Source organism: Rhodococcus sp. NPDC059968, from assembly GCF_042738615.1.
Taxonomy (GTDB): Bacteria; Actinomycetota; Actinomycetes; order Mycobacteriales; family Mycobacteriaceae; genus Rhodococcus_F.
This window is the reverse complement of sequence record NZ_JBHWUE010000031.1, coordinates 75,681-97,450: the sequence shown is the minus strand read 5'-3', so window position 1 is coordinate 97,450 and position 21,770 is coordinate 75,681. Positions and strand designations below refer to the sequence as shown.

Annotated in this window: 20 protein-coding genes and 1 pseudogene; 4 read left to right on the top strand and 17 right to left on the bottom strand. The window is 68.2% G+C overall.

Annotated features, from left to right (window positions below):
- Positions 1–35: 35 nt before the first annotated feature.
- From argH to infC, 15 genes are all read right to left on the bottom strand, one after another.
- Entirely contained in the window at positions 36–1,454 is a 1,419-nt protein-coding gene (argH, locus tag ACFWAY_RS24100) for an argininosuccinate lyase (RefSeq protein WP_378452447.1), read from the bottom strand.
- A 2-nt stretch (positions 1,455–1,456) separates the two neighbouring features.
- The gene (locus tag ACFWAY_RS24095; protein WP_378512404.1) at positions 1,457–2,656 is read right to left on the bottom strand and encodes an argininosuccinate synthase; all 1,200 of its coding nucleotides are present in this window, start codon (positions 2,654–2,656) and stop codon (positions 1,457–1,459) included.
- A 47-nt stretch (positions 2,657–2,703) separates the two neighbouring features.
- Complete coding sequence (locus ACFWAY_RS24090; RefSeq protein WP_378452449.1) at positions 2,704–3,240, bottom strand: arginine repressor; 537 nt, start codon at positions 3,238–3,240, stop codon at positions 2,704–2,706.
- Positions 3,237–4,184 carry an ornithine carbamoyltransferase gene (gene argF / locus ACFWAY_RS24085; protein ID WP_378452450.1) on the bottom strand — a complete coding sequence of 316 codons (948 nt, stop codon included), beginning with the start codon at positions 4,182–4,184 and terminating at the stop codon, positions 3,237–3,239. The genes ACFWAY_RS24090 and argF overlap by 4 nt, the downstream gene beginning before the upstream one ends.
- Positions 4,181–5,380, bottom strand: coding sequence for an acetylornithine transaminase (locus ACFWAY_RS24080; RefSeq protein ID WP_378452451.1), 1,200 nt, complete (start codon positions 5,378–5,380; stop codon positions 4,181–4,183). The genes argF and ACFWAY_RS24080 overlap by 4 nt, the downstream gene beginning before the upstream one ends.
- Positions 5,377–6,303: an acetylglutamate kinase gene (gene argB / locus ACFWAY_RS24075; protein ID WP_005247368.1), complete on the bottom strand. Its 927-nt coding sequence runs from the start codon at positions 6,301–6,303 to the stop codon at positions 5,377–5,379. The genes ACFWAY_RS24080 and argB overlap by 4 nt, the downstream gene beginning before the upstream one ends.
- Positions 6,300–7,544, bottom strand: a complete 1,245-nt coding sequence (argJ, locus tag ACFWAY_RS24070) for a bifunctional glutamate N-acetyltransferase/amino-acid acetyltransferase ArgJ (RefSeq protein WP_378452452.1) — start codon at positions 7,542–7,544, stop codon at positions 6,300–6,302. Before argJ ends, argB begins: the two co-directional genes overlap by 4 nt.
- Entirely contained in the window at positions 7,541–8,596 is a 1,056-nt protein-coding gene (argC, locus tag ACFWAY_RS24065) for an N-acetyl-gamma-glutamyl-phosphate reductase (RefSeq protein ID WP_378452453.1), read from the bottom strand. Before argC ends, argJ begins: the two co-directional genes overlap by 4 nt.
- A gap of 68 nt (positions 8,597–8,664) precedes the next feature.
- The gene (locus tag ACFWAY_RS24060) at positions 8,665–9,063 is read right to left on the bottom strand and encodes a hypothetical protein (RefSeq protein ID WP_378452454.1); all 399 of its coding nucleotides are present in this window, start codon (positions 9,061–9,063) and stop codon (positions 8,665–8,667) included.
- Between the two features lie 45 nt (positions 9,064–9,108).
- Complete coding sequence (gene pheT, locus ACFWAY_RS24055; protein ID WP_378512403.1) at positions 9,109–11,595, bottom strand: phenylalanine--tRNA ligase subunit beta; 2,487 nt, start codon at positions 11,593–11,595, stop codon at positions 9,109–9,111.
- 67 nt (positions 11,596–11,662) lie between these two features.
- Complete coding sequence (pheS, locus tag ACFWAY_RS24050) at positions 11,663–12,748, bottom strand: phenylalanine--tRNA ligase subunit alpha (protein ID WP_378452456.1); 1,086 nt, start codon at positions 12,746–12,748, stop codon at positions 11,663–11,665.
- A 94-nt stretch (positions 12,749–12,842) separates the two neighbouring features.
- Complete coding sequence (locus ACFWAY_RS24045) at positions 12,843–13,652, bottom strand: TrmH family RNA methyltransferase (protein WP_378512402.1); 810 nt, start codon at positions 13,650–13,652, stop codon at positions 12,843–12,845.
- Between the two features lie 41 nt (positions 13,653–13,693).
- Entirely contained in the window at positions 13,694–14,083 is a 390-nt protein-coding gene (gene rplT, locus ACFWAY_RS24040) for a 50S ribosomal protein L20 (protein WP_005247385.1), read from the bottom strand.
- A gap of 64 nt (positions 14,084–14,147) precedes the next feature.
- Entirely contained in the window at positions 14,148–14,342 is a 195-nt protein-coding gene (gene rpmI, locus ACFWAY_RS24035; RefSeq protein WP_005247390.1) for a 50S ribosomal protein L35, read from the bottom strand.
- Between the two features lie 57 nt (positions 14,343–14,399).
- Positions 14,400–15,056 (bottom strand): translation initiation factor IF-3, encoded by a 657-nt coding sequence (infC, locus tag ACFWAY_RS24030; protein ID WP_378452593.1) that lies wholly within the window; start codon positions 15,054–15,056, stop codon positions 14,400–14,402.
- A 377-nt stretch (positions 15,057–15,433) separates the two neighbouring features.
- Here infC and ACFWAY_RS24025 point away from each other — a divergent pair, with 377 nt between their 5' ends.
- Both ACFWAY_RS24025 and ACFWAY_RS24020 read left to right on the top strand, forming a co-directional pair.
- Positions 15,434–15,817 (top strand): DUF1844 domain-containing protein, encoded by a 384-nt coding sequence (locus ACFWAY_RS24025; protein WP_378452458.1) that lies wholly within the window; start codon positions 15,434–15,436, stop codon positions 15,815–15,817.
- 1 nt (position 15,818) lies between these two features.
- Positions 15,819–16,196 (top strand): annotated as a pseudogene (locus tag ACFWAY_RS24020) (DUF1801 domain-containing protein); the annotation flags it as partial.
- Between the two features lie 41 nt (positions 16,197–16,237).
- Here ACFWAY_RS24020 and ACFWAY_RS24015 read toward each other — a convergent pair.
- Positions 16,238–16,939, bottom strand: coding sequence for a helix-turn-helix transcriptional regulator (locus tag ACFWAY_RS24015; protein WP_378512401.1), 702 nt, complete (start codon positions 16,937–16,939; stop codon positions 16,238–16,240).
- Between the two features lie 119 nt (positions 16,940–17,058).
- Here ACFWAY_RS24015 and ACFWAY_RS24010 point away from each other — a divergent pair, with 119 nt between their 5' ends.
- The gene (locus ACFWAY_RS24010; protein WP_378452460.1) at positions 17,059–17,805 is read left to right on the top strand and encodes an alpha/beta fold hydrolase; all 747 of its coding nucleotides are present in this window, start codon (positions 17,059–17,061) and stop codon (positions 17,803–17,805) included.
- Between the two features lie 6 nt (positions 17,806–17,811).
- Here the strand turns inward: ACFWAY_RS24010 and uvrA are convergent, their stop codons facing one another.
- Positions 17,812–20,808, bottom strand: coding sequence for an excinuclease ABC subunit UvrA (gene uvrA, locus ACFWAY_RS24005; RefSeq protein ID WP_378452461.1), 2,997 nt, complete (start codon positions 20,806–20,808; stop codon positions 17,812–17,814).
- Positions 20,809–20,959: 151 nt separating this feature from the next.
- Between uvrA and ACFWAY_RS24000 the strand changes: the two genes are divergently transcribed.
- Complete coding sequence (locus ACFWAY_RS24000) at positions 20,960–21,649, top strand: MBL fold metallo-hydrolase (protein ID WP_378452462.1); 690 nt, start codon at positions 20,960–20,962, stop codon at positions 21,647–21,649.
- Positions 21,650–21,770: the final 121 nt, after the last annotated feature.

Sequence of the window (21,770 nt, the reverse complement as noted above, 5' to 3'; positions counted from 1 at the left end):
ACACTGCCCCTAATCCGGGGCGTCCGACGCCGGCGTCATCGACACCACTCACGCAGCGACTCGGACAGCTCACGGACCCCGCCCAGCTGTTCGGCCACACGGATACCGGCCGTACCGCCGCGGGCGTTACGCGAGGCGATCGAGCCCTCGACGGTGAGCACCTCCCGCACGTCCGGAGTGAGCGCCGGGTCGACCCCGGCGAGTTCTTCGTCGGTGAGATCCTCGAGTCCGACGCCCCGCGCCTCGGCAGCGCGGACGCACGCCCCCGCCGCCTCGTGCGCGACCCGGAACGGGACACCCTGACGAACGAGCCACTCGGCGATGTCGGTGGCAAGCGTGAATCCCGCCGGTGCCAGTTCCGCCATTCGGTCCGTGTGGAATTCGAGAGTGGAGACCAGTCCGGTGATCGCCGGGAGCAGCATTTCGAGCTGCGCCACCGAATCGAAGACCGGCTCCTTGTCCTCCTGCAGATCCCGGTTGTACGCGAGCGGCTGCGCCTTCAGGGTGGCCAGCAGACCGGTCAGGTTGCCGATCAGCCGACCGGACTTGCCGCGGGTGAGCTCGGACACGTCCGGGTTCTTCTTCTGCGGCATGATCGACGAACCGGTCGACCAGGCGTCGGCGAGTGTGATGTAGCCGAATTCCGGAGTGCTCCAGAGGATGACCTCCTCGGCCATCCGCGACAGGTCGACGCCGATCATCGCGAGCACGAACGCCGCCTCGGCCGCGAAGTCCCGCGACGACGTGGCGTCGATCGAGTTCTCGGCCGACGAATCGAAGGCGAGTTCCGCGGCGATCGCCTCGGGATCGAGTCCGAGTGACGAGCCGGCCAGCGCTCCGGAACCGTACGGCGACACGGCCGCCCGCACGTCGAAGTCCTGCAGCCGCCGAACGTCACGAAGCAGCGGGTGCGTGTGCGCCAGCAGATGGTGCGCGAGCAACACCGGCTGCGCGGCCTGCAGGTGGGTCTTGCCCGGCATCACCGCGGCGGGGTGCGCGGCGGCCTGCGTCGCGAGTGCGTCGACGACGTCGAGCACACCCGCGGCCACGCGACGCACGGCGTCCCGCAGCCACATCCGGAACAGCGTCGCCACCTGGTCGTTGCGCGAACGCCCGGCGCGCAGGCGTCCCCCGACCTCGGGACCGACCCGATCGATCAGGCCGCGCTCGAGTGCCCCATGCACGTCCTCGTCGGATTCGCTCGGGACGAACTCGCCGCTCGCGACGTCGGCCGCGAGCCTGCCGAGACCGTCGAGCATCGCCGCCAGGTCTTCGTCACCGAGCAGGCCGGCCTTGTGCAGCACCCGGGCATGTGCCTGGGACGCACGCACGTCGTACGGGGCCAGCACCCAGTCGAAGTGGGTGGACTTGCTCAGCGCGGCCATGGCGGCGGCGGGTCCGGACTCGAACCGGCCGCCCCACAGGGCTCCTTCGTTGGTGCCGTGAGCACTCATACCTAGAGGCCCAGATCGCGCTTCGCCGCGACCTTCGAGGACAGTCCGTGGATCTGCACGAAGCCCTTGGCGTAGGACTGGTCGAACGTGTCGCCCTCGTCGTAGGTGGCCAGGTTGAAGTCGTACAGGGACTGGTTGCTGCGGCGGCCGTTGACGATGATCGCACCACCGTGCAGCACCAGCCGGATGTCGCCGGAGACGCGTTCCTGCGTCTTCTCGATGAACGTGTCCAGCGCGACCTTGAGCGGCGAGAACCAGAGGCCGTCGTACACCAGCTCGCTCCAGCGCTGCTCGGTCTGACGCTTGTAACGACCGAGCTCGCGTTCCTGCGTGACGTGCTCGAGTTCCTGGTGGGCGTTGATGAGGACCATGGCTCCGGGAGCCTCGTAGATCTCACGGCTCTTGATGCCCACGAGACGGTCCTCGACGACGTCGAGGCGGCCGACGCCCTGAGCACCGGCGCGGCGGTTGAGCTCCTGGATCGCTTCGAGGACGCTGACCGGCTTGCCGTCGATCGCGACGGGGCGGCCCGCCTCGAAGCTGATGATCAGCTCGTCCGGGGCCTGCCAGTTGACGGTCGGATCCTGCGTGTAGTCGTAGACGTCCTTGGTCGGCGCGTTCCACAGGTCCTCGAGGAACCCGGTCTCGACGGCGCGGCCCCACACGTTCTGGTCGATCGAGAACGGCGACTTCTTGGAGACGTTGATCGGGATCTCGTTCTCCTCGGCGAACGCGATCGCCTTCTCACGGGTCCACGCGTAGTCGCGAACCGGTGCGATCACGTCGAGGTCGGGAGCGAGCGATCCGAAGCCGACCTCGAACCGGACCTGGTCGTTGCCCTTGCCGGTGCAGCCGTGCGCGACCGTGGTGCCGCCGTAGGCACGCGCGGCCTCGACGAGGTGCTTGACGATCAGCGGGCGGCTGATGGCCGACACGAGCGGGTAGCGGTCCATGTAGAGGGCGTTGGCCTGGATGGTCGGTAGGCAGTATTCGTCGGCGAACTCGTCGCGCGCATCCACCACGACCGACTCGACCGCACCGCAGTCGAGTGCACGCTGACGCACGACCTCCATGTCCTCGCCGCCCTGGCCGAGATCGATGGCGACAGCAACAACTTCCTTGCCGGTCTCCTTGCCGATCCAGCTGATGGCGACTGAGGTGTCCAGCCCGCCCGAGTAGGCGAGTACGACGCGATCGGCCATGGTCCTTGTGCTCCTTAGGTTGAAGATCTGTAGAGATGATTCAGTTGTCAGGCGAGGGATTCGATCTTGGCCGCGAGTTCCGCCCCGCTCAGCGGCTCCCGTGCCACCACGAGAATGGTGTCATCCCCCGCGATGGTTCCCACGACGTCAGGTAATGATGCCCGATCGAGTGCACTCGCCAGATAGTGCGCTGCCCCCGGGGGAGTTCGCAGCACCGCCATGTTGCCACTGGCATCGGTCGATACCAGTAACTCCCCCAGCAACCGCGACAGCCGGTCGGTTCCCCCGGAGACGCCGCGGACGGGATTTCCGTCCTCGGGCACCACGTAGACCCCGGCGCCGCCGTCTGCGGCGCGAAGCTTCACGGCACCCAGTTCTTCGAGGTCTCGCGACAGCGTGGCCTGGGTGGCATCGATGCCCTCGGCCGCGAGCAGCGCCGCGAGTTCGGTCTGGCTGCGGACCGGGTTGTTCGACAGGATCGCGACGATGCGCGCCTGCCGTCCCGCCCGTGTCGGTGCCGTCGCCGCGTTGGATGCACGCTGCGGCTGAGCCGCACCTGCACGCTGCGGAGGTGCCGCACTCACGGACGGTCCCCGGTTCGCTGCGCCAGCAGCCACACGAGCAGTGCCTTCTGCGCGTGCAGCCGATTCTCCGCCTCGTCCCAGACGACGCTCTGCGGTCCGTCGAGTACCTCGTCGGTGATCTCCTCCCCGCGGTGGGCAGGCAGGCAGTGCAGGACCACCGCGTCGGCGTCGGCCTTCGCGAGCAGCGCCTCGTTGATCTGGAAGGGGCGGAACGGACCGACCCGGTCGAGCCCGTCGTTCTCCTGGCCCATCGACGTCCAGGTATCGGTGACGAGTGCGTCCGCGCCGACGACCGCCGTCTGCGGGTCATCGGTGAGGGTGATGGTCGCGCCGGTCTCGGCGGCCCGCGCGCGGGCTGCCTCGACCACCCACGGCAGGGGTGCGAACCCTTCGGGGCCGGCGATGGTCACATCGACGCCTGCGGTCACGCCGCCCAGCATCAGCGAGTGCGCCATGTTGTTGGCGCCGTCGCCGAGGTAGGTGAGCTTCAGCCCCTTCAGCGAACCCTTCCGCTCCGCGAGGGTCTGCAGATCGGCCAGGACCTGGCACGGGTGGAACTCGTCGGACAGCGCGTTGACGATCGGGACGTCGGCGCCGGACGCCATCGCCTCGAGCCGCTTCTGCCCGAACGTGCGCCACACCACGGCGTCGACGTACCGCGACAGGACGCGGCCCGTGTCCTGCAACGTCTCCTCGCGGCCGAGCTGGGTGCTGCGCCCGTCGACGACGATCGCGTGACCGCCGAGCTGGGCGATGCCCATCTCGAACGAGAACCGGGTGCGCGTCGAATTCTTCTCGAAGATCACGCCGACCCCTCGGGGACCCTCCAGCGGACGCTCTGCGAAGGGGGCCTTCTTCAGCCTGGCGGCGAGCTCGAGGACCTCGGCCTGCTGTGCAGGGGTGAGGTCGTCGTCCCGGAGAAAGTGTTTCACCACGGTCGTCACTGCTTTCCCGGCTGATCGGCCGATTGCGCGTTGTCGAGAATCGCGGGCAGCGCCGCGACGAAACCTTCGGCCTGGTCGTCCGTGAGGACCAGGGGCGGAGCCAGCCGGACGACGCCCGGTTGCGCGGCATTGATCAGGTATCCGGCCTCGCGCGCGGAGTTCTCCACGGCGGGGGCCACGTCCTGGGTCAGGACGATGCCGAGCAGCAGGCCGGCGCCGCGGACGTGGTCGATCAACGGATGTCCGAGACCTTCGATGCCGGCCGAGAGCGACTTCCCGAGCGTGTCGGCGCGGGAGATGAGGTCGTCCTCGGCGATCGTCCGCAGCACGGCGAGCGCCGCCGACGCGCAGACGGGGTTCCCGCCGAACGTCGTGCCGTGCTTGCCCGGCCCGAACAGGTCCGCGGCCGCGCCGGTCGCGATGCACGCGCCGATCGGCATCCCGCCACCGAGACCCTTCGCGAGAGTCATGACGTCGGGCACGATCCCGACCGCCTGGTGTGCGTAGAACCAGCCCGTGCGGCCGATCCCGGTCTGCACTTCGTCGAGCACGAGCAGGGCGCCGCGATCGGCGGTGATCTGCCGTGCGCCCACGAGATACCCCTCCGGCGGAACGACGACTCCGCCCTCGCCCATCATCGGCTCCAGGAACACGGCCGCGGTGTCGGCGTCGACGGCGCGATCGAGTGCGTCGAGATCGCCGTAGGGCACGTGCTCGACACCCGGGGGCATCGGCTCGAACGGAGCCCGCTTGGCGGCCTGGCCGGTGAGCGCGAGAGCACCCATCGTGCGGCCGTGGAAGGAGTTCTCCGCGGCGATGATCTTCGATCGTCCCGTCGCCCGCGCGAGCTTGAACGCCGCCTCGTTGGCCTCCGTGCCGGAATTGCACAGGAAGACACGGCCGGGGGCACCCAGATGGGAAAGCAGCTTCTCGGCCAGTTCGATCGCCGGCTCGCTGGCGTAGAAATTCGACACGTGCCCGAGGGTCGACAACTGCGTCGTGACCGCCTCGATGATCGCCGGGTGTGCGTGCCCGAGGATGTTGACGGCGATGCCGGCGAGGAAGTCGACGTACTCCTTGCCGTCGGCGTCGGTCAGCACCGCCCCCTGACCGCGCGCGAGTGCCACCCGGGGGACGCCGTACGTGTTCATCAGAGCGCCGGACCAGCGCTGCTGGAGTTCCGGGGTTCCGGTCATGAGGCAACTCCCTCGGTAGGTGAAGTCGGGCCGGGCGTGACCATCGTGCCGATGCCCTCGCCGGTGAACAGTTCGAGCAGAACGGAATGCGCGACACGGCCGTCGATGACGTGCGCGGTGGGCACACCGCCGCGGACCGCGCGCAGGCAGGCCTCCATCTTGGGCACCATCCCCGCGTCGAGGCTGGGCAGCAGTTGCGCGAGCGCGTCCACGTCGATCTCGGTGGCCAGCGAATCGCGGTCCGGCCAGTTGGTGTACAGCCCTTCGACATCCGTGAGTACCACAAGCTTCTCGGCGCCGATGGCCTCGGCGAGCGCGGCGGCGGCGGTGTCCGCGTTGATGTTGTGCACCACACCGTCCGAGTCGGGGGCGATGGTGGACACCACGGGAATTCGGCCCGCACGGATCAGATCCAGGACGGCCTCCGGGTTCACGGTCGTGACGTCGCCGACGAGACCGATGTCGGTCGGCCTGCCCTCGACCATCACGGTGCGCTTGGTGGCGGTGAACAGGTGCGCGTCCTCGCCGGAGATGCCGACGGCGTACGGTCCATGTGCGTTGATCAGTCCGACCAGTTCGCGGCCGACCTGCCCGAACAACACCATCCGGACGACGTCCATCACCTCGGGGGTGGTGACGCGGAAGCCGCCCTTGAATTCACCTGTCATGCCGAGCTTTCCGAGCATGGCATTGATCTGGGGGCCGCCGCCGTGCACGACGACCGGCTGAATTCCCACCGTCCGCAGGAACGCCATGTCGGCGGCGAACGCCGTCTTCAGCGCGTCGTCGACCATGGCGTTGCCGCCGTACTTCACGACGACGACCTTGTCGCGGAACTGCTGCAGCCATGGCAGAGCCTCGGCCAGGACGTGCGCCTTCTGGTGATCGGTGATGCCGCTGAGTGCCTCACTGGTCGCTGTCATGACGAATACGCCGAGTTCTCTTCGACATACGCGTGCGACAGGTCGGTGGTCCGGATGCTCACCGCGTGCTCGCCCAGACCGAGGTCGATGTCGAGGGAGATGTCGATGTCGCTCAGGTCCACGTCCCGCGCACCCGGTGCGCCGACACCGTCGATGCAGACGGGGGCGCCGTTGAACGACACCGAGATCTTGTCGGGGTCCAGTTCGATCGGCGCGATGCCGATCGCGGCGAGCACCCGGCCCCAGTTGGGGTCGGAGCCGAACAGCGCCGTCTTGACGAGGCTGTCCCGCGCGACCGTCCGGGCACCGATCAGGGCGTCGTCCTCGCTGACCGCGCCGCTGACCGTGACCCGCACCCGCTTGGTGACGCCCTCCGCGTCGGCCATCATCTGATCGGCCAGATCGTCGCAGACGGCCGTCACGGCCGCATTCAGTTCTTCTTGGGTCGGTGTCACGTTGCTCGCACCGGACGCGAGCAGCAGCACCGTGTCGTTGGTCGACGTGGCACCGTCGACGTCCAGCCGATCGAACGTCACCCGGGTGGCCGCCCGCAGCGCGGCGTCGAGTTGCGCGGCGGTCGCGACGGCGTCAGTCGTCACCACGCACAGCATCGTCGCCAGCGCGGGGGCCAGCATGCCTGCGCCTTTCGCCATTCCGCCCACGTTCCACTTGTCCGCATGGTGCAGGGCGGACTGCTTCGGCACCGTGTCGGTGGTCATGATCGCGTACGCGGCGTCGGTGCCACCCGAAATTCCCCCGGCGAGTTCGTGCACCGCCTCCGTGACCCCGGCCAGGACCTTGTCCATGGGCAGGCGGTCGCCGATCAGACCGGTGGAACACACCGCGACCTCGACGGCGCCGGTCTCTGTTCCCCAGTTGCTCAGCGCGGACGCCACTTCCTCGGCCGTCTTGTGCGCGTCCTGGAACCCGCCTGCACCCGTGCACGCGTTCGCCCCACCGGAATTGAGCACGACGGCGCGCAGCCTGCCCGTGGTGAGCACCTGCTGCGACCACAGGACGGGGGCAGCCTTCACCTTGTTCGCGGTGAAGACGCCGGCCGCTGCAAGCTCGGGTCCCTCGTTGACGACGAGAGCCAGGTCGGCGTTGCCGCTCGCCTTGATTCCCGCCTTGATCCCGGACGCGCGGAAGCCCGCGGGCCCCGACACTCCCTGGGTTCGGACCAGAGTGCCGCCGGCGACCGCCCGGGTCGGGTGCGGATCGATCGTGCTGTCACTGCTCACGGGGCAACTCCCACTGTCGAGAGACCGGCGGTCTCGGGTAGTCCAAGCGCAAGATTCATCGATTGCACCGCTCCCCCGGCGGTGCCCTTCGCAAGGTTGTCGATCACCGCGACCACGACGATCTGACCGGCGTCGGCGTCGACCGTCACCGCGATCTGGACCGCGTTCGATCCGACGACCGCACCGGTCTGCGGCAGCACGCCCCGGGGCAGGACGTGCACGAACGGCTCGTCCGCGTAAGCCTTTTCGTAGATCGCGCGCACCTCGTCCTCGGACGCCGTGGTGACCGCGGTGCACGTGGCGAGGATGCCGCGCGGCATCGGCGCCAGCACGGGGGTGAACGACACGGTGACGCGCTCACCGGCGAGTTCGGAGAGGTTCTGGATGATCTCCGGGGTGTGGCGGTGCACGCCGCCGACACCATAGGCACGAACCGAACCCATCACCTCGGAGCCGAGCAGATCGGCCTTGGGTGCGCGTCCGGCGCCGGAGGCACCGGTGACGGCGACGATCGTGACCCGCGGTTCGACGACACCCGCCGCGACCGCCGGAGCCATCGCCAGGCTCGACACCGTCGGGAAGCACCCGGGGACGGCGATTCGTGTGGCGCCGACGAGTTTCTCGCGGGCACCCGGGAGTTCCGGAAGTCCGTACGGCCAGCTACCTGCGTGCGGGCTCTTGTAGTACCGCTCCCAGTCCTCGGCGTTCGTCAACCGGAAGTCGGCGCCGCAGTCGATGATGACCGTGGACTCGGGCAGTTCCTTCGCGTATTGCGCCGAATTGCCGTGCGGCAGGCCGAGAAACACCACGTCGTGTCCGCCGAGCGTCTCGACGGTGGTGTCCTCGAGCACTCGGTCGGCGAGGGGAAGCAGGTGCGGATGGTGCGAGCCCAGAGTCGATCCGGCGTTGCCGCCGGCAGTGAGCGCGCCGATGACGAGCGAACCGTCCGCATACGACGGGTGCCCCAGCAGCAGACGCAGCACCTCGCCGCCGGCGTATCCGCTCGCGCCGGCGACGGCAATCCTGATCGGTTTTCCCGCGTGCTCAGTCATACGATTGATTATGCATCATCATGCAAGCTAATACACACCGCGGTCTTTCGACGGGACGGAATCCGTGGTCACTGCTTGCCGAGCGACCGCCGAATCTCGTCGAGTTTGGCCTTTCCCGCCTTCTCCCGCTTCTCCCACGCCTCGTCCAGCGACTGCCCCGACGGGCTGTCGTGCGCGAGTTCGGAGGAGCCCATCGCCGTCCCGAACCGTCCCTCGATCCGCTCACGCACGCGGTCGAACGTCGGGACACCAGCCGGCGTGTAGTCCGGCTCGGGCACACCGGGCGCGATGTGGGGCACGACCTCCGCGGTCACCGGATCCTCGGCCGGAATCGCCGCACCGACGTCCACCGCCGCGAGGAGCGCCCCGAGGCCCGGACGACCCGCGGCCACCGCACGCACGACCTCGACGAACTCGGCGTCGGTCAACTGACTCGCCGCCGCCACGACGTCGCGCACTTCGGTCATCGCACTGCTCCTCACCGCCTCGGGCCCCTCCACCCAGGCTACGGGTCAGCTGCGCAGTTCGGCACCTACGGCGGCGGACGCCGCAGCCACGGCGGCGTCGCGGGCGGCGCTCGCCTCGTCCTCGGTCAGGGTGCGGTCGGGGCCGCGGAATCGCAGCGCGAAGGCCAGCGACTTCCGGCCCTCCCCGACCTGCTCACCTTCGAACACGTCGAACAGCCGGATGTCCTCGAGGAGCTCTCCTCCACCCGACCGCAGGGCCGCCTGGACCTCGCCGGCGGGCACCGCGGTGTCGACCACGACCGCCACGTCCTGAAGGACCGCGGGAAAGGGCGAGACCTTCGGCGCGGGCAGATTCTCCACCAGCGGCAGGGCGTCCAGATCGATCTCCGCGGCACTCGTCCGCGGGGGAAGTCCGGCACGCTCGAGCACGGCGGGGTGCAACTCGCCCGCGTGTCCGACGACGACACCGTCCACGAGCAGCTCCGCGCCGCGGCCCGGGTGCCACGGCAAGTACTGCGTCGCGCGGAACTCCACCTCGACACCGGCCGCGGCGGCGACCGCCCGGGCGGCGGCGAACGCGTCGGTGGCGTCGGCTGCGCGGCCCGCACCCCACGGACCGCTCGGCTCACGCTGCCCCGTCAGCACCGCCGCCACGTGCACCGGCTGGTCCGGCAACGACTGCAGCAGTGCCGTGATCTGTTCGTCGGTCGGCCGCCTGTCCACCGGCAGCGCCTCGACCGGCTTGGTGTCGGCGCCGGGCAGCACGACCTGCGCTATGCCGAACAGCGACAGGTCGCGTTGACCGCGGGAGACGTTGCGGGCGAGGACCTCGAGAAGTCCGGGCAGCAACGTGGTGGCCAGTTCCGGCCGATCCGATTCGAGCGGGTTGAGCACCGTGCTGGTATTCCTGCGCGGATCCTCGGGGTCCAGCCCCCACGTGTCGAAGATCGCGGTGGGCAGGAAGACGGGGGGAAGGATCTCGACGTATCCCGAGAATGCCAGGGCACGGCCGACGGCGCGCTTGCGGCGCTGCGCAGGAGTCAACCCACGACCCGCGGGGGCAGCGGGCAGCACCGACGGAATCTTCTCGAGCCCCTCGAGGCGCAGCACCTCCTCCACCAGGTCGGCGGGCTGCACCAGATCGGGCCGCCACGACGGCGGGCCGGCGACGAGCTGACCGTGCCCGCTGTCGCTGACCCCGACCTCGACGTTGCAGCCGATCTGTGTAAGCCGGCGCGCAGCGGTGCCGTTGGGGTAGTCGACCCCCGCAACCCGGTCGGGGAGGTCGATGTCCATGTGGATGGGCTCGTGCGGGGTGACCTCACCGATGTCGGTGAGCGCCGGCTCGACCCGCCCGCCGGCGATGTCGACGAGCAGCGCGGCCGCCCGGTCGAGTGCCGCGACGGGGATCTCGGGGTCGACGACGCGCTCGAAACGCTTGCCTGCCTCACTCGACAGCTTGTGCCTGCGCGCGGTCTTGAACACCGCGAGCGGATCCCACGTGGCCGCCTCGAGCAGGATGTCGGTGGTTTCCGACCCGACCTCGGTGGACGCGCCACCCATGATCCCGGCCAGCGACACGACGCCCGAATCGTCGGCGATCACGACGTCCTCGGGGTCGAGGGCGCGCTCGGTCTCGTCGAGAGTCGTCAGCGTCTCCCCCGCCACCGCGCGGCGCACGACGAGTTCACCGCTGATCTTCGCGGCATCGAACGCGTGCAACGGCTGGCCCAGTTCGAGCAGAACGTAATTGGTGACGTCGACGGCCGGCGAGATCGGGCGGACCCCCGACAGCAGCAACCGACGCTGCAGCCACCACGGGCTGACCGCCTTCGGATCGATACCCGTCACCCGGCGGGCGGCGAAACGCGTCGCCTTCGACGCCGGCTCGACGCGGATCGGCCACGCCTCTCCCTCCGCCGGGTACGGCGCCACCGACGCCGGGTCGGCGAAGTCCAGGTCGAACCCACACGCCAGTTCGCGGGTGAGCCCGCGGACGGAGAAGCAGTAGCCGCGGTCCGGGGTGATGTTGAGTTCGATGACCGTGTCGTGCAGGCCCATCAACTCGTTGGCGTCCGCGCCGGGGAGCGCGGTGCCCGGCTCGAGGACGAGGATGCCCGAGTGGTCCTTGCCGATGCCGAGTTCGGCCACCGAGCAGATCATCCCGTCGGAGACCTGCCCGTACGTCTTGCGGGACGCGATGGCGAAACCACCGGGAAGGACTGCACCCGGCAGTGCGACCACCACGAGGTCGCCTTCGGCGAAGTTCCGGGCACCGCACACGATGCCCTGCGGCTCGGCCGCCCCCACATCCACCTTGCAGAAGCGGATCGGCTTCTTGAACTCGGTGAGCTCGGCGATCTCGAGAACCTTGCCGACCACGAGGGGGCCGTCGACGGGCTCGAGCCGGTCGACTTCCTCGACCTCGAGCCCGACCCGGACGAAACCTGCGTCGAGTTCCTCGGCGGTGACGTCCCAGTCCGGGGTGGCACGCTGCAGGATCTCGGTCAGCCAGGATTGCGCTACTCGCACGTCTGCTCAGCTCTCTCGTTCGTGAAGATGTCGTGACTGTGGTGGGCGGGATTCGGGTGACGCAGGGTCAGCCCTGGACACCGAAGGGCAGCGTGAATCGCACGTCGCCCTCGACGATGTCGCGCATGTCCGGGATCCCGTTCCGGAACTGGAGTGTGCGCTCGAGCCCCATGCCGAACGCGAACCCGGTGTACACGTCGGGGTCGATTCCGGAGGCGCGCAGCACATTCGGATTGACCATTCCGCAGCCGCCCCACTCGACCCAGCCTGCGCCGCCCTTCTTGTTCGGGAACCAGACGTCCACTTCGGCGGACGGTTCCGTGAACGGGAAGTAGTTCGGTCGCATCCGGGTACGGGTCTCGGGACCGAACAGTGCGCGGGCGAACGCGTCGAGCGTGCCACGCAGGTGGGCCATGGTGAGGCCCTTGTCGACGGCGAGTCCCTCCACCTGAGAGAAGACCGGGGTGTGGGTCGCATCGAGTTCGTCGGTGCGGAACGTCCGCCCGGGGCACACCACGTAGATCGGCACCTCGCGCGCGAGCATGGTGCGCACCTGTACCGGCGACGTGTGCGTGCGGAGCACCTGGCGCGAGCCCTCCGGTGCGATGTGGAACGTGTCCTGCATCGTCCGGGCGGGGTGATCGGGCAGGAAGTTGAGAGCATCGAAGTTGAAGTGCTCGGTCTCCACCTCCGGGCCCTCGGCGACCTCCCAGCCCATCGCGACGAACACGTCCTCGACCTGCTCGGAGATGATGCTGATCGGGTGGCGGGCACCCGCCGGCTGACGCTGCGACGGCAGCGTCACGTCGATGGCCTCGGCCACGAGTACGGCCGCGTCGCGTTCGGCGAGCAGGACGGCGCGGCGCTCGTCGAACGCCGCACTGATCCGGGTGCGGGCGACGTTCACGCGCTTGCCTGCGTCGGCCTTCTCCTTGCCCGGGAGGGCTCCGAGTCCGCGGCGAGCGAGGGCGATCGGCGACTTGTCACCCATGTGCTCGACCTTGGCCTTCGCCAGGTCGTCGAGATCCGCCGCCGACGCGAACGCCTTCTCGGCGCTCTCCGCTGCCGCAGTCAGGGCGTCTTCGGTGAGCGCACTCGCATCGACCGCGCCGCCTTCGACCCCCGTGGAGGCAGCGCCCTCTTTTTTAGCCACGACCGGTGCCACTCCTTAAGTTCTTTCAGTCAACACTCTCGACGAAACCGAAACAGCTCGCCGTCAAATCCTATGCGATCCGATTTTCGCCGGTTCAGCTGTCGGTTCGCTTGCGGTTCTGGACCCGTGCGCTCGAATACAGGCAGATCGACGCCGCCGTCGCCAGGTTGAGGCTCTCGGCTCGACCGTGGATCGGAATCCGCACTCGGTGATCGGCTCGCCCCGAGGTGGCTGCGTCGAGGCCGTGGGCCTCGTTGCCGAACAGCCACGCCGTGGGGCGGGCCAGCAGTTCGTCGGCGTCGTCCAGATCTACTTCGCCGTCGGCCGCCGTGGCGAGCAATTGGATTCCCGCCGCGCTGATGCTGTCGAGGACCGCCGCGATGTCCCGTTCACGCACCACCGGGAGGTGGAAGAGGCTTCCGGCGGACGCCCGGACGCATTTGCCGTTGTGCGGGTCGACGCTGTCGCCCGCGAGAATCGCCGCGTCCGCGCCCACCGCGTCCGCGACTCGGATGACGGTGCCCGCGTTACCGGGCTCCGCGACCGCGACCGGAACCGCGAGCAGACGAGTTCCGGGGCCTATCGCCTCCGCCAGCGGAACATCGAGGAGGTCGCACACCGCGACGAGACCCGGTGGGGTCACCGTGTCGCTGAGCGCTCGGACCGCCCGGTCCGTCACCAGCGACGTACGGACGCCCGCAGTGTGTGCCCGGTCGATCAGCCTCGAGTACCGCTGCTCCGCGTCCTCGGTGTAGAAGAGGTCGTGCACGGGGCGGGTGTCGAGTGCCTCACCGACGGAATTCTCGCCTTCCACCAGGAACCGCCCGACCTTGCGGCGTTCCGCGGTGCGCAGCAGCTTGACAGCAGAAACGACCCGTGGAGTGCGCTCGGTGAGCGGGTCCACGGGTCGTTTCCGAGGCTCTGAAGGCCGGGGTGCTGCGAGACTCAGGCTGCTTCTCCGGCCGGAGCGTTCACGTCGGCCGGAAGCGCCGCCTTGGCGAGGGCCACGAGGCCGGCGAATGCCGCCGCGTCGGAAACGGCCAGCTCGGCGAGGTTCTTGCGGTCGACCTCGATCTCGGCCAGACGCAGACCCTGGATCAGGCGGTTGTACGTGATGTCGTTCGCCCGCGCCGCAGCGTTGATACGCGTGATCCACAGCTTGCGGAAGTCGCCCTTGCGCGCACGGCGGTCACGGTAGGCGTAGGTCAGCGAGTGGAGCTGCTGTTCCTTCGCCTTGCGGTACAGGCGCGAGCGCTGACCGCGGTAGCCGCTGGAGGCTTCGAGAATCGAACGACGCTTCTTCTGGGCGTTTACCGCCCTCTTTACGCGTGCCACTGAAAAATCCTGTCAATCTTGGGGCGGTGAGCTGCCCCGGGTGGTCAGTAAAAGGGGTGTCGACTCAGATGTCGAGCAGGCGCTTGATGCGAGGAGTGTCAGCCTTGCTGACGACAGCCACGCCATCGAGGCGACGGGTCACCTTCGTGGCCTTGTGCTCGAGCAGGTGGCGGCGACCGGCCTTCTGGCGCAGGATCTTTCCGCTGCCGGACACCTTGAATCGCTTCGCGGTGCCGCTGTGGGTCTTCGACTTGGGCATGGAGTCCTCAGTTCTCTGTATCCGGACCGTGATCCGGGTCGTGCTGGTGTAGTCGGACTAGCTGGTCGGCGCTTCGCCGGGCGCACTGCCGCCCGCCTGCTCCGCAGGTGCCGCCGGAGCCTGTGCCGGTTCGGCCGGCGCGGGAACTGCCCGCTGCGCCGGCGGCGCAGCGGCGCTTTCCTGCGCCTTCACACGGGTCTTCGCGCCCTTGTGCGGAGCGAGCACCATCGTCATGTTTCGACCGTCCTGCTTGGCGGACGTCTCCACGAACCCGAGGTCCGCGACGTCTGCACCGAGACGCTGCAGCAGCCGGAATCCGAGTTCCGGACGCGACTGCTCACGTCCGCGGAACATGATCGTGACCTTGACCTTGGATCCGGCTTCGAGGAAGCGCACGACGTTGCGCTTCTTCGTCTCGTAGTCGTGATCGTCGATCTTGGGGCGGAGCTTCTGCTCCTTGATGACCGTGAGCTGCTGGTTCTTGCGCGACTCACGCGCCTTCTGCGCGGCCTCGTACTTGAACTTGCCGTAGTCCATGATCTTGCAGACCGGCGGGCGAGCGTCGGGGGCCACCTCGACCAGGTCGAGATCGGCCTCGAGGGCCAAGCGGAGTGCATCTTCAACACGCACGATGCCAACCTGTTCACCTCCGGGTCCGACGAGGCGGACCTCGGGAACTCGGATGCGATCGTTGATGCGGGTCTCAGTGCTGATGGGGCCTCCTAGGTTGAACGGTCTTGTCTCGAGACCGCCAGCAGCCCGTACGCCCGGATTCCCAACAAAAAAGCCCCGCTGCGGTGAATGACTCTCACCATGCGGGGCCCGATGTCGACCGATCAGACGAACTCACGGCTCACGCCGATCCCTCATCTCCTCACACTCGAGGAACTCGAACCGAGCAGCCTCGGATCGAGCGACCGGACCACTGAACTGCAGTTTTACCTGCCGCGCAGAGGTGGGAGTCGGACTCCACTTGCTGCCCCCGACAAATCCGAAGGCGGTCGTTGCGTCAAGAGTAACATTTGCGCACGTCCCGAGCTAATCGATACCGGGACGTTGCGCCACGGGGCACTGGTGGAATCCTCTAAGGCATGACGGACAACATCGATGACACCCCGAACGACGGCACCCCGAACGACGGTGACCAGAATACCGACGTCCGGGAACTGGCCGACGTCCCTTCGGTCGAGGTCATCAGCCGCGCCGCGGTCATGCTCATGAGTTCGGCAGCCGAGAAGCTCGGCCTGTCCGACGCCGACCCCGACTCCAGCCCCCACCGCGACCTCGACGAGGCCCGGCGGGTCATCACCGCCCTCGCCGGCCTGGTGACCGCGTCCATCGAGTACCTCGGACCGCACGCGGGACCGATCCGCGAAGGCCTCCAGGCACTGCAGCGCGCGTTCCGCGAAGCGTCCTCGCACCCGGACGAGCCGGGCAAGGGTCCGGGCGAGAAGTACACCGGCCCCGTGTACTGACATGGCGAGCCGAAACAAGACCGCGCAGACGCCGGCCGGCGTCGACGAGTTCCTCGCCACGATCGCCGACCCGGTCAAGCGCGCCGACAGCGCACGGCTGGTGGAACTGCTCACCGCCGCGAGCGGAGAGCGCGCCGCGATGTGGGGCACCAGCATCGTCGGGTTCGGCTCCCGCCACTACCGGTATGCCAGCGGTCACGAGGGCGACACCGCACTGATCGGCTTCTCGCCCCGAGCCGCAGCACTGACCCTGTACCTCTCGCTCGACTTCACCGAGTTCGAGGCCGAACTCGCCGCTCTCGGCAAGCACACCCTCGGCAAGGGCTGCCTCTACGTCAAGAAGCTCGCCGATGTCGACGAGTCGGTTCTCGTCTCACTGCTGAACCGATCCGTGGCCGCCGCCCGCGCTCTGATCGAATCTCACCGTTCGAACACGGTGCGCGCGTCGGCCGGCGGTTCACCGAAGAGGCTCGCATCGCGCGGGACGAACGACCGGCCGGTGAGGGTGGCGTCGGACACCCGGTCCAGCCGGAACCACCGCACACCCGCCCGGCTCAGGCACCACGCGACGAGGAACCACGATCCCCTGGTGTGAGCGAGAAGGTGCGGTTCGACGACGCGTTCGGTGCGCTCACCGTCCCGGTCCACATATCGGAGCGACACCATCAGTTCGCGCTGCAATCCGTCTTCGACGACGCGGCGGATGCGTGGTTCCGCGCTCGCCGTGTCGGCGTCCCGCCGGATCCACACCTTCGCGCCGAGTCGCTCCACCCGCACCCTCGACTCTGCATCCATCACGTCGAGCAGCTTGGCCAGCGCGGCGCGGCCGTCGGTCGCGAACGGCGCATCGCGAAACGCCGTGAGGACCAATGCCACCGAGACCGCTTGAGCGGGAGTGAAATTCACCGGCGGCAACGTGCCGTTCCCGATGATCCCGTATCCCCCGCCCGGGCCGGCAGTGGCCCAGATCGGGGCGCCCGAGGACTGCAGCACGGCGATGTCCCGCTTGATCGTGCGGGTGGTCACCCCGAACTGTGCCGCCAACTGCTCCGCGGTCCGGCCCCGGGCGCCCGCGCGGCGCAGTTCTTCCGTCAGGGCGTGGAGGCGGGCGGGACGGTCCATGAGGGCAGTCTGCCGAACGACCGCGGCAATGTCCCGAATCTCGCCAACCGATTCCGTTATGCGACTGTGACACATACGGTGACACGCACATGTCACCGATACGGGTTCACTCTTGTCTCATGACCCAGACAAGCGAAGCACACGACAGCACAGGCATTCACATCATCCTGGCTCCCGGATTCTGGCTCGGCGCATGGGCTTGGGAGGCAGTGGCTTCCGACCTGGTCCGGCGAGGACACCACGTCACCGCGGTGACCCTGCCCGGACTCGACTCCGAGGACAGCGACCGCGTCGGCATCCGACTGGACGATCACATCTCCGCGATCGCGGACGTCGTCGCGACCACACCGTCGTCTGAGCGGGTTGTGCTCGTGGCACACAGCGGTGCGGGACCGGTGGCGTACGCGGCGAGCGATCGGATTCCCGACCGACTGGCCCGCATCGTCTACGTCGACTCGGGACCACTGCAGAACGGCGCCGCGCTGCGGGAGGATCTCGATGCTTCGGTCACCGAGATCCCGCTTCCGTCGTGGTCCGAACTCGAAGCCGAAGGCAGCAGTCTCGACGGACTCGACGACGTCTTGCTCGACATGTTTCGCAGCCGCGCAGTGCCCGAACCAGCCGGTCCCGCGAGGGACAGGCTCGAACTCGTCGACAGCAGCCGTCTGGACGTGCCGACCACGGTGATCTGCACCAGCTTTCCGTCGGAGGTCATCCAGCAGATGGCAGGCGCGGGTCATCCGATGGCCGCCGAACTCGCGCAGATCGCGAAGGTCGACTACGTCGATCTGCCGACCGGCCACTGGCCGATGTGGTCGCGGCCCGCGGACCTCGCGACCGCGATCGACGCGGCCGCGAGGAACTGACCGAACTCAGCTGACTGCTGCGGCCTTCTTCGGCGCCCGCTTACGCGGTGTCGCCGTGGCGGCCGCGACAGTCTTCTTCGCCGAAGCGGACTTCCGTGTCGACGACGACTTGGCCGCCTTCGACTTCGCCGCGGCGGGAGGCGTCGGCACCTCGAGGACGTTTTCGAGGAAACGACCCGTGTAGCTCTCCGGAACCTGCGCCACCTCCTCCGGCGTGCCTTGCGCGACGACGGTTCCGCCGCCGGACCCGCCCTCCGGGCCCATGTCGACCACCCAGTCGGAGGTCTTGATCACGTCGAGGTTGTGCTCGATCACGATCACCGTGTTGCCCTTGTCGACCAAGCCGTTGACGACCCCGAGCAGCTTCCGGATGTCCTCGAAGTGGAGACCCGTCGTGGGCTCGTCGAGGATGTACACCGTGCGGCCCGTCGAACGCTTCTGCAGTTCGGCGGCAAGCTTCACGCGCTGGGCCTCACCGCCGGACAGCGTGGGTGCCGGCTGACCGAGCCGTACGTAACCGAGACCGACCTCGACCAGGGTCTTGAGGTAGCGGTGGATGGAGGTGATGGGCTCGAAGAACTCCGCGGCCTCCTCGATCGGCATGTCCAGGACCTCGGCGATGGTCTTGCCCTTGTAGTGGACCTCGAGAGTCTCGCGGTTGTACCGGGCCCCGTGGCACACCTCGCACGGCACGTACACGTCGGGTAGGAAGTTCATCTCGATCTTCAACGTGCCGTCGCCGGAGCAAGCCTCGCATCGGCCGCCTTTGACGTTGAACGAGAACCGGCCCGGCTGGTAGCCGCGCACCTTCGATTCCGTGGTGGCGGCGAACAGGGTGCGGATCTTGTCGAACACCCCGGTGTAGGTAGCCGCGTTGGAACGCGGGGTGCGGCCGATCGGTGACTGGTCGACCTGCACGAGCTTGTCCAGTTGGTCGAGCCCGTTGATGCGGGTGTGCCGGCCCGGCACCTGGCGGGCGCCGTTGAGCTTGTTCGCCATCACCGTCGCGAGGATGTCGTTGACGAGCGTCGACTTACCGGACCCGGACACGCCGGTGACCGACGTGAGCACGCCCAGCGGGAAGCTGACGTCGATGCCCCCGAGGTTGTGTTCGCGCGCACCGATGACGGTGACCTGCCGTTTGCGATCGACCGGCCGGCGGATGGCGGGAATCTCGATGTGACTGCGGCCCGACAGGTAGGCGCCGGTGAGGGATTCCTCGCAGTCGAGCAGTTCCTCGTACGGCCCGCTGTGGACGACCTTGCCTCCGTGCTCGCCGGCGAGCGGTCCGATGTCGACCACCCAGTCGGACGTGCGGATGGTGTCTTCGTCGTGTTCGACCACGATGAGCGTGTTCCCGAGATCGCGCAGGCGCGTCAGGGTCTCGATGAGACGCCGGTTGTCGCGCTGGTGCAGACCGATCGACGGCTCGTCGAGCACGTACAGGACCCCCACCAGACCCGAGCCGATCTGGGTGGCGAGGCGGATACGCTGCGCCTCACCACCGGACAGGGTCCCGGCGGCGCGAGCGAGCGACAGGTATTCGAGGCCGACGTCGAGGAGGAAGCCGAGACGTGCCTGGACCTCCTTGAGCACCTGACCGGCGATGGCCTCCTCGCGGCTGCCCAGCGTGAGGCTGTTCAGGAAGTCGGCGCAATCGGAGATCGACAGTTCGCAGACCTCGGCGATCGACTTCATGCCGAACTTCTCGTTCGCGATCGTGACCGACAGGATCTCGGGACGCAGACGCGCACCACCACACGCGGGACAGGGGGTGTCGCGCATGTAGCCGTCGTAGCGTTCCTTCATCTGGTCCGACTCGGTCTGCTCGAGGCGGCGGTGCAGGAACGGCATGACGCCCTCGAACTCGGCATAGTAGGAACGGGTACGCCCGTACCGGTTCTTGTACCGGACGTGGACCTGTTCCTCGCTGCCCTCGAGGATCGCCCGGCGCGCCTTCGCGGGCAGCTTGTTCCACGGCGTCTTCATGTCGAAGCCGAGAATGTCGCCGAGCCCGGACAGCAGGCGGCCGAAGTATTCGGAACTCTGCCCCATCGACCACGGTGCGATGGCTCCGTCCTCGAGGGACAGCTCGGGGTCGGGGACCACGAGGTCGGGGTCGACCTCCTTGCGGATTCCGAGACCGGTGCACTCGGGGCAGGCGCCGTACGGGGAGTTGAACGAGAACGACCGGGGTTCGAGGTCGTCGATGGAGAGAGCGTGGCCGTTCGGGCACGCCAGCTTCTCCGAGAATCGGCGTTCCCGGTCTGCGGCGTTCTCTTCGCGGTCGACGAAATCGAGGACGACGATGCCCTCCGCCAACCGCAGCGCGGTCTCGACGGAGTCCGTGAGCCGCTGCTTGGAACCGGCCTTGACGGTGAGGCGGTCGACGACGACCTCGATGTCGTGCTTCTCCTGCTTTTTGAGCTTGGGCGGATCGGAGAGGGGATGCACCACGCCGTCGACCCGCACACGCGAGTAGCCCTGCATGTTGAGCTGGTCGAACAGGTCGACGAATTCACCCTTGCGGGTGCGCACGACGGGAGCGAGCACCTGGAAGCGGGTGCCTTCCTCCATGTCGAGGACCTGGTCGACGATCTGCTGGGGCGTCTGCCGCGCGATCTGCTCGCCACACACCGGGCAGTGGGCGGTGCCCGCCCGGGCGTACAGCAGACGGAGGTAGTCGTAGACTTCCGTGATCGTGCCGACCGTCGACCGCGGGTTGCGGTTGGTCGACTTCTGGTCGATGGACACCGCCGGCGACAGACCTTCGATGAAGTCGACGTCGGGCTTGTCCATCTGACCGAGGAACTGGCGGGCGTACGCCGACAGCGACTCGACGTAGCGGCGCTGGCCCTCGGCGAAGATCGTGTCGAACGCCAGACTCGACTTGCCCGAGCCCGACAGCCCGGTGAACACGATCAGGCTGTCGCGGGGCAGATCGAGATCGACCCCTCGCAGATTGTGCTCACGGGCACCCCGCACGATAAGGCGATCCGCCACTCCAAGTCCCTTCATTGTCCGACAGCCGAGGGCGCGCATGAACGCTGAGCCCTCTGGCCGTGCCATGGTAAGCCGGGGCACCGACACGTTCTGTGGGACGGATGGCCGCCCTGCCACTCACCTGCCTGTATTCGACGGTAGCCTCCCCATCATGACCGAGCAGCCCATGGTGATAGAAGACTCGTACACCGGCCACGTCTCCCCCGGTTCGGCGCCGCAGCGCCGAACGGTTCCGGGAGCCACGATCACGAAGATGTCCGTCGGCCCCATGGACAACAACGTGTACCTGGTCGTCTGTTCCACAACCGGAAAATCCGTCCTCATCGACGCCGCCAACGAGGCGGACCGCGTCAACCAACTGATCGGCGAACACGCTCCGTCCCTCGAGCTGATCGTCACCACGCACCAGCACGGCGACCATTGGCTGGCGCTCGAGGACGTCGCGGCCGCCACCCGCGTGGACACCGCCGCCCATCCACTCGACGCCGACGCACTGCCCGTCCGGCCCGACCGTCTCCTCGAAGACGGTGACACGGTCACCGTCGGCGACGTCACCCTCGACGTGATCCATCTCGCCGGCCACACACCCGGCTCCGTCGCACTCGCGCTCACCGAGTCCGGCGGCGGACGTATCCACCTCTTCACCGGCGACTCCCTCTTCCCCGGCGGCGTGGGCAAGACCGCCGACGCCGGCAAGTTCGCATCACTGCTCACCGACGTCGAAACCAAGCTCTTCGACCGTTACGGCGACGACACGGTCGTCTACCCCGGCCACGGTGACGACACCACCCTCGGCGCCGAGCGCCCCCACCTCGGGGAGTGGCGCGAGCGCGGCTGGTGACCGCACCCGATCGCGATTGCGCACCGAACGGTCCGCGATTGGCGATCGGCCTACCTGGGTACTGGTGAATGGGCAGCCCGTCGGTTCGGCAACACAGTCGTACGCCGACGGCTGCCCAGAA

Coding starts and splice junctions, on each gene's coding strand:
- argB (WP_005247368.1), bottom strand. CDS start 6,303: ATGACAGCGACCAGTGAGGCACTCAGCGGCATCACCGATCACCAGAAG.
- ACFWAY_RS24080 (WP_378452451.1), bottom strand. CDS start 5,380: ATGACCGGAACCCCGGAACTCCAGCAGCGCTGGTCCGGCGCTCTGATG.
- ACFWAY_RS24025 (WP_378452458.1), top strand. CDS start 15,434: ATGACGGACAACATCGATGACACCCCGAACGACGGCACCCCGAACGAC.
- ACFWAY_RS24000 (WP_378452462.1), top strand. CDS start 20,960: ATGACCGAGCAGCCCATGGTGATAGAAGACTCGTACACCGGCCACGTC.
- ACFWAY_RS24095 (WP_378512404.1), bottom strand. CDS start 2,656: ATGGCCGATCGCGTCGTACTCGCCTACTCGGGCGGGCTGGACACCTCA.
- argH (WP_378452447.1), bottom strand. CDS start 1,454: ATGAGTGCTCACGGCACCAACGAAGGAGCCCTGTGGGGCGGCCGGTTC.
- ACFWAY_RS24010 (WP_378452460.1), top strand. CDS start 17,059: ATGACCCAGACAAGCGAAGCACACGACAGCACAGGCATTCACATCATC.
- ACFWAY_RS24015 (WP_378512401.1), bottom strand. CDS start 16,939: ATGGACCGTCCCGCCCGCCTCCACGCCCTGACGGAAGAACTGCGCCGC.
- ACFWAY_RS24060 (WP_378452454.1), bottom strand. CDS start 9,063: ATGACCGAAGTGCGCGACGTCGTGGCGGCGGCGAGTCAGTTGACCGAC.
- argC (WP_378452453.1), bottom strand. CDS start 8,596: ATGACTGAGCACGCGGGAAAACCGATCAGGATTGCCGTCGCCGGCGCG.
- rpmI (WP_005247390.1), bottom strand. CDS start 14,342: ATGCCCAAGTCGAAGACCCACAGCGGCACCGCGAAGCGATTCAAGGTG.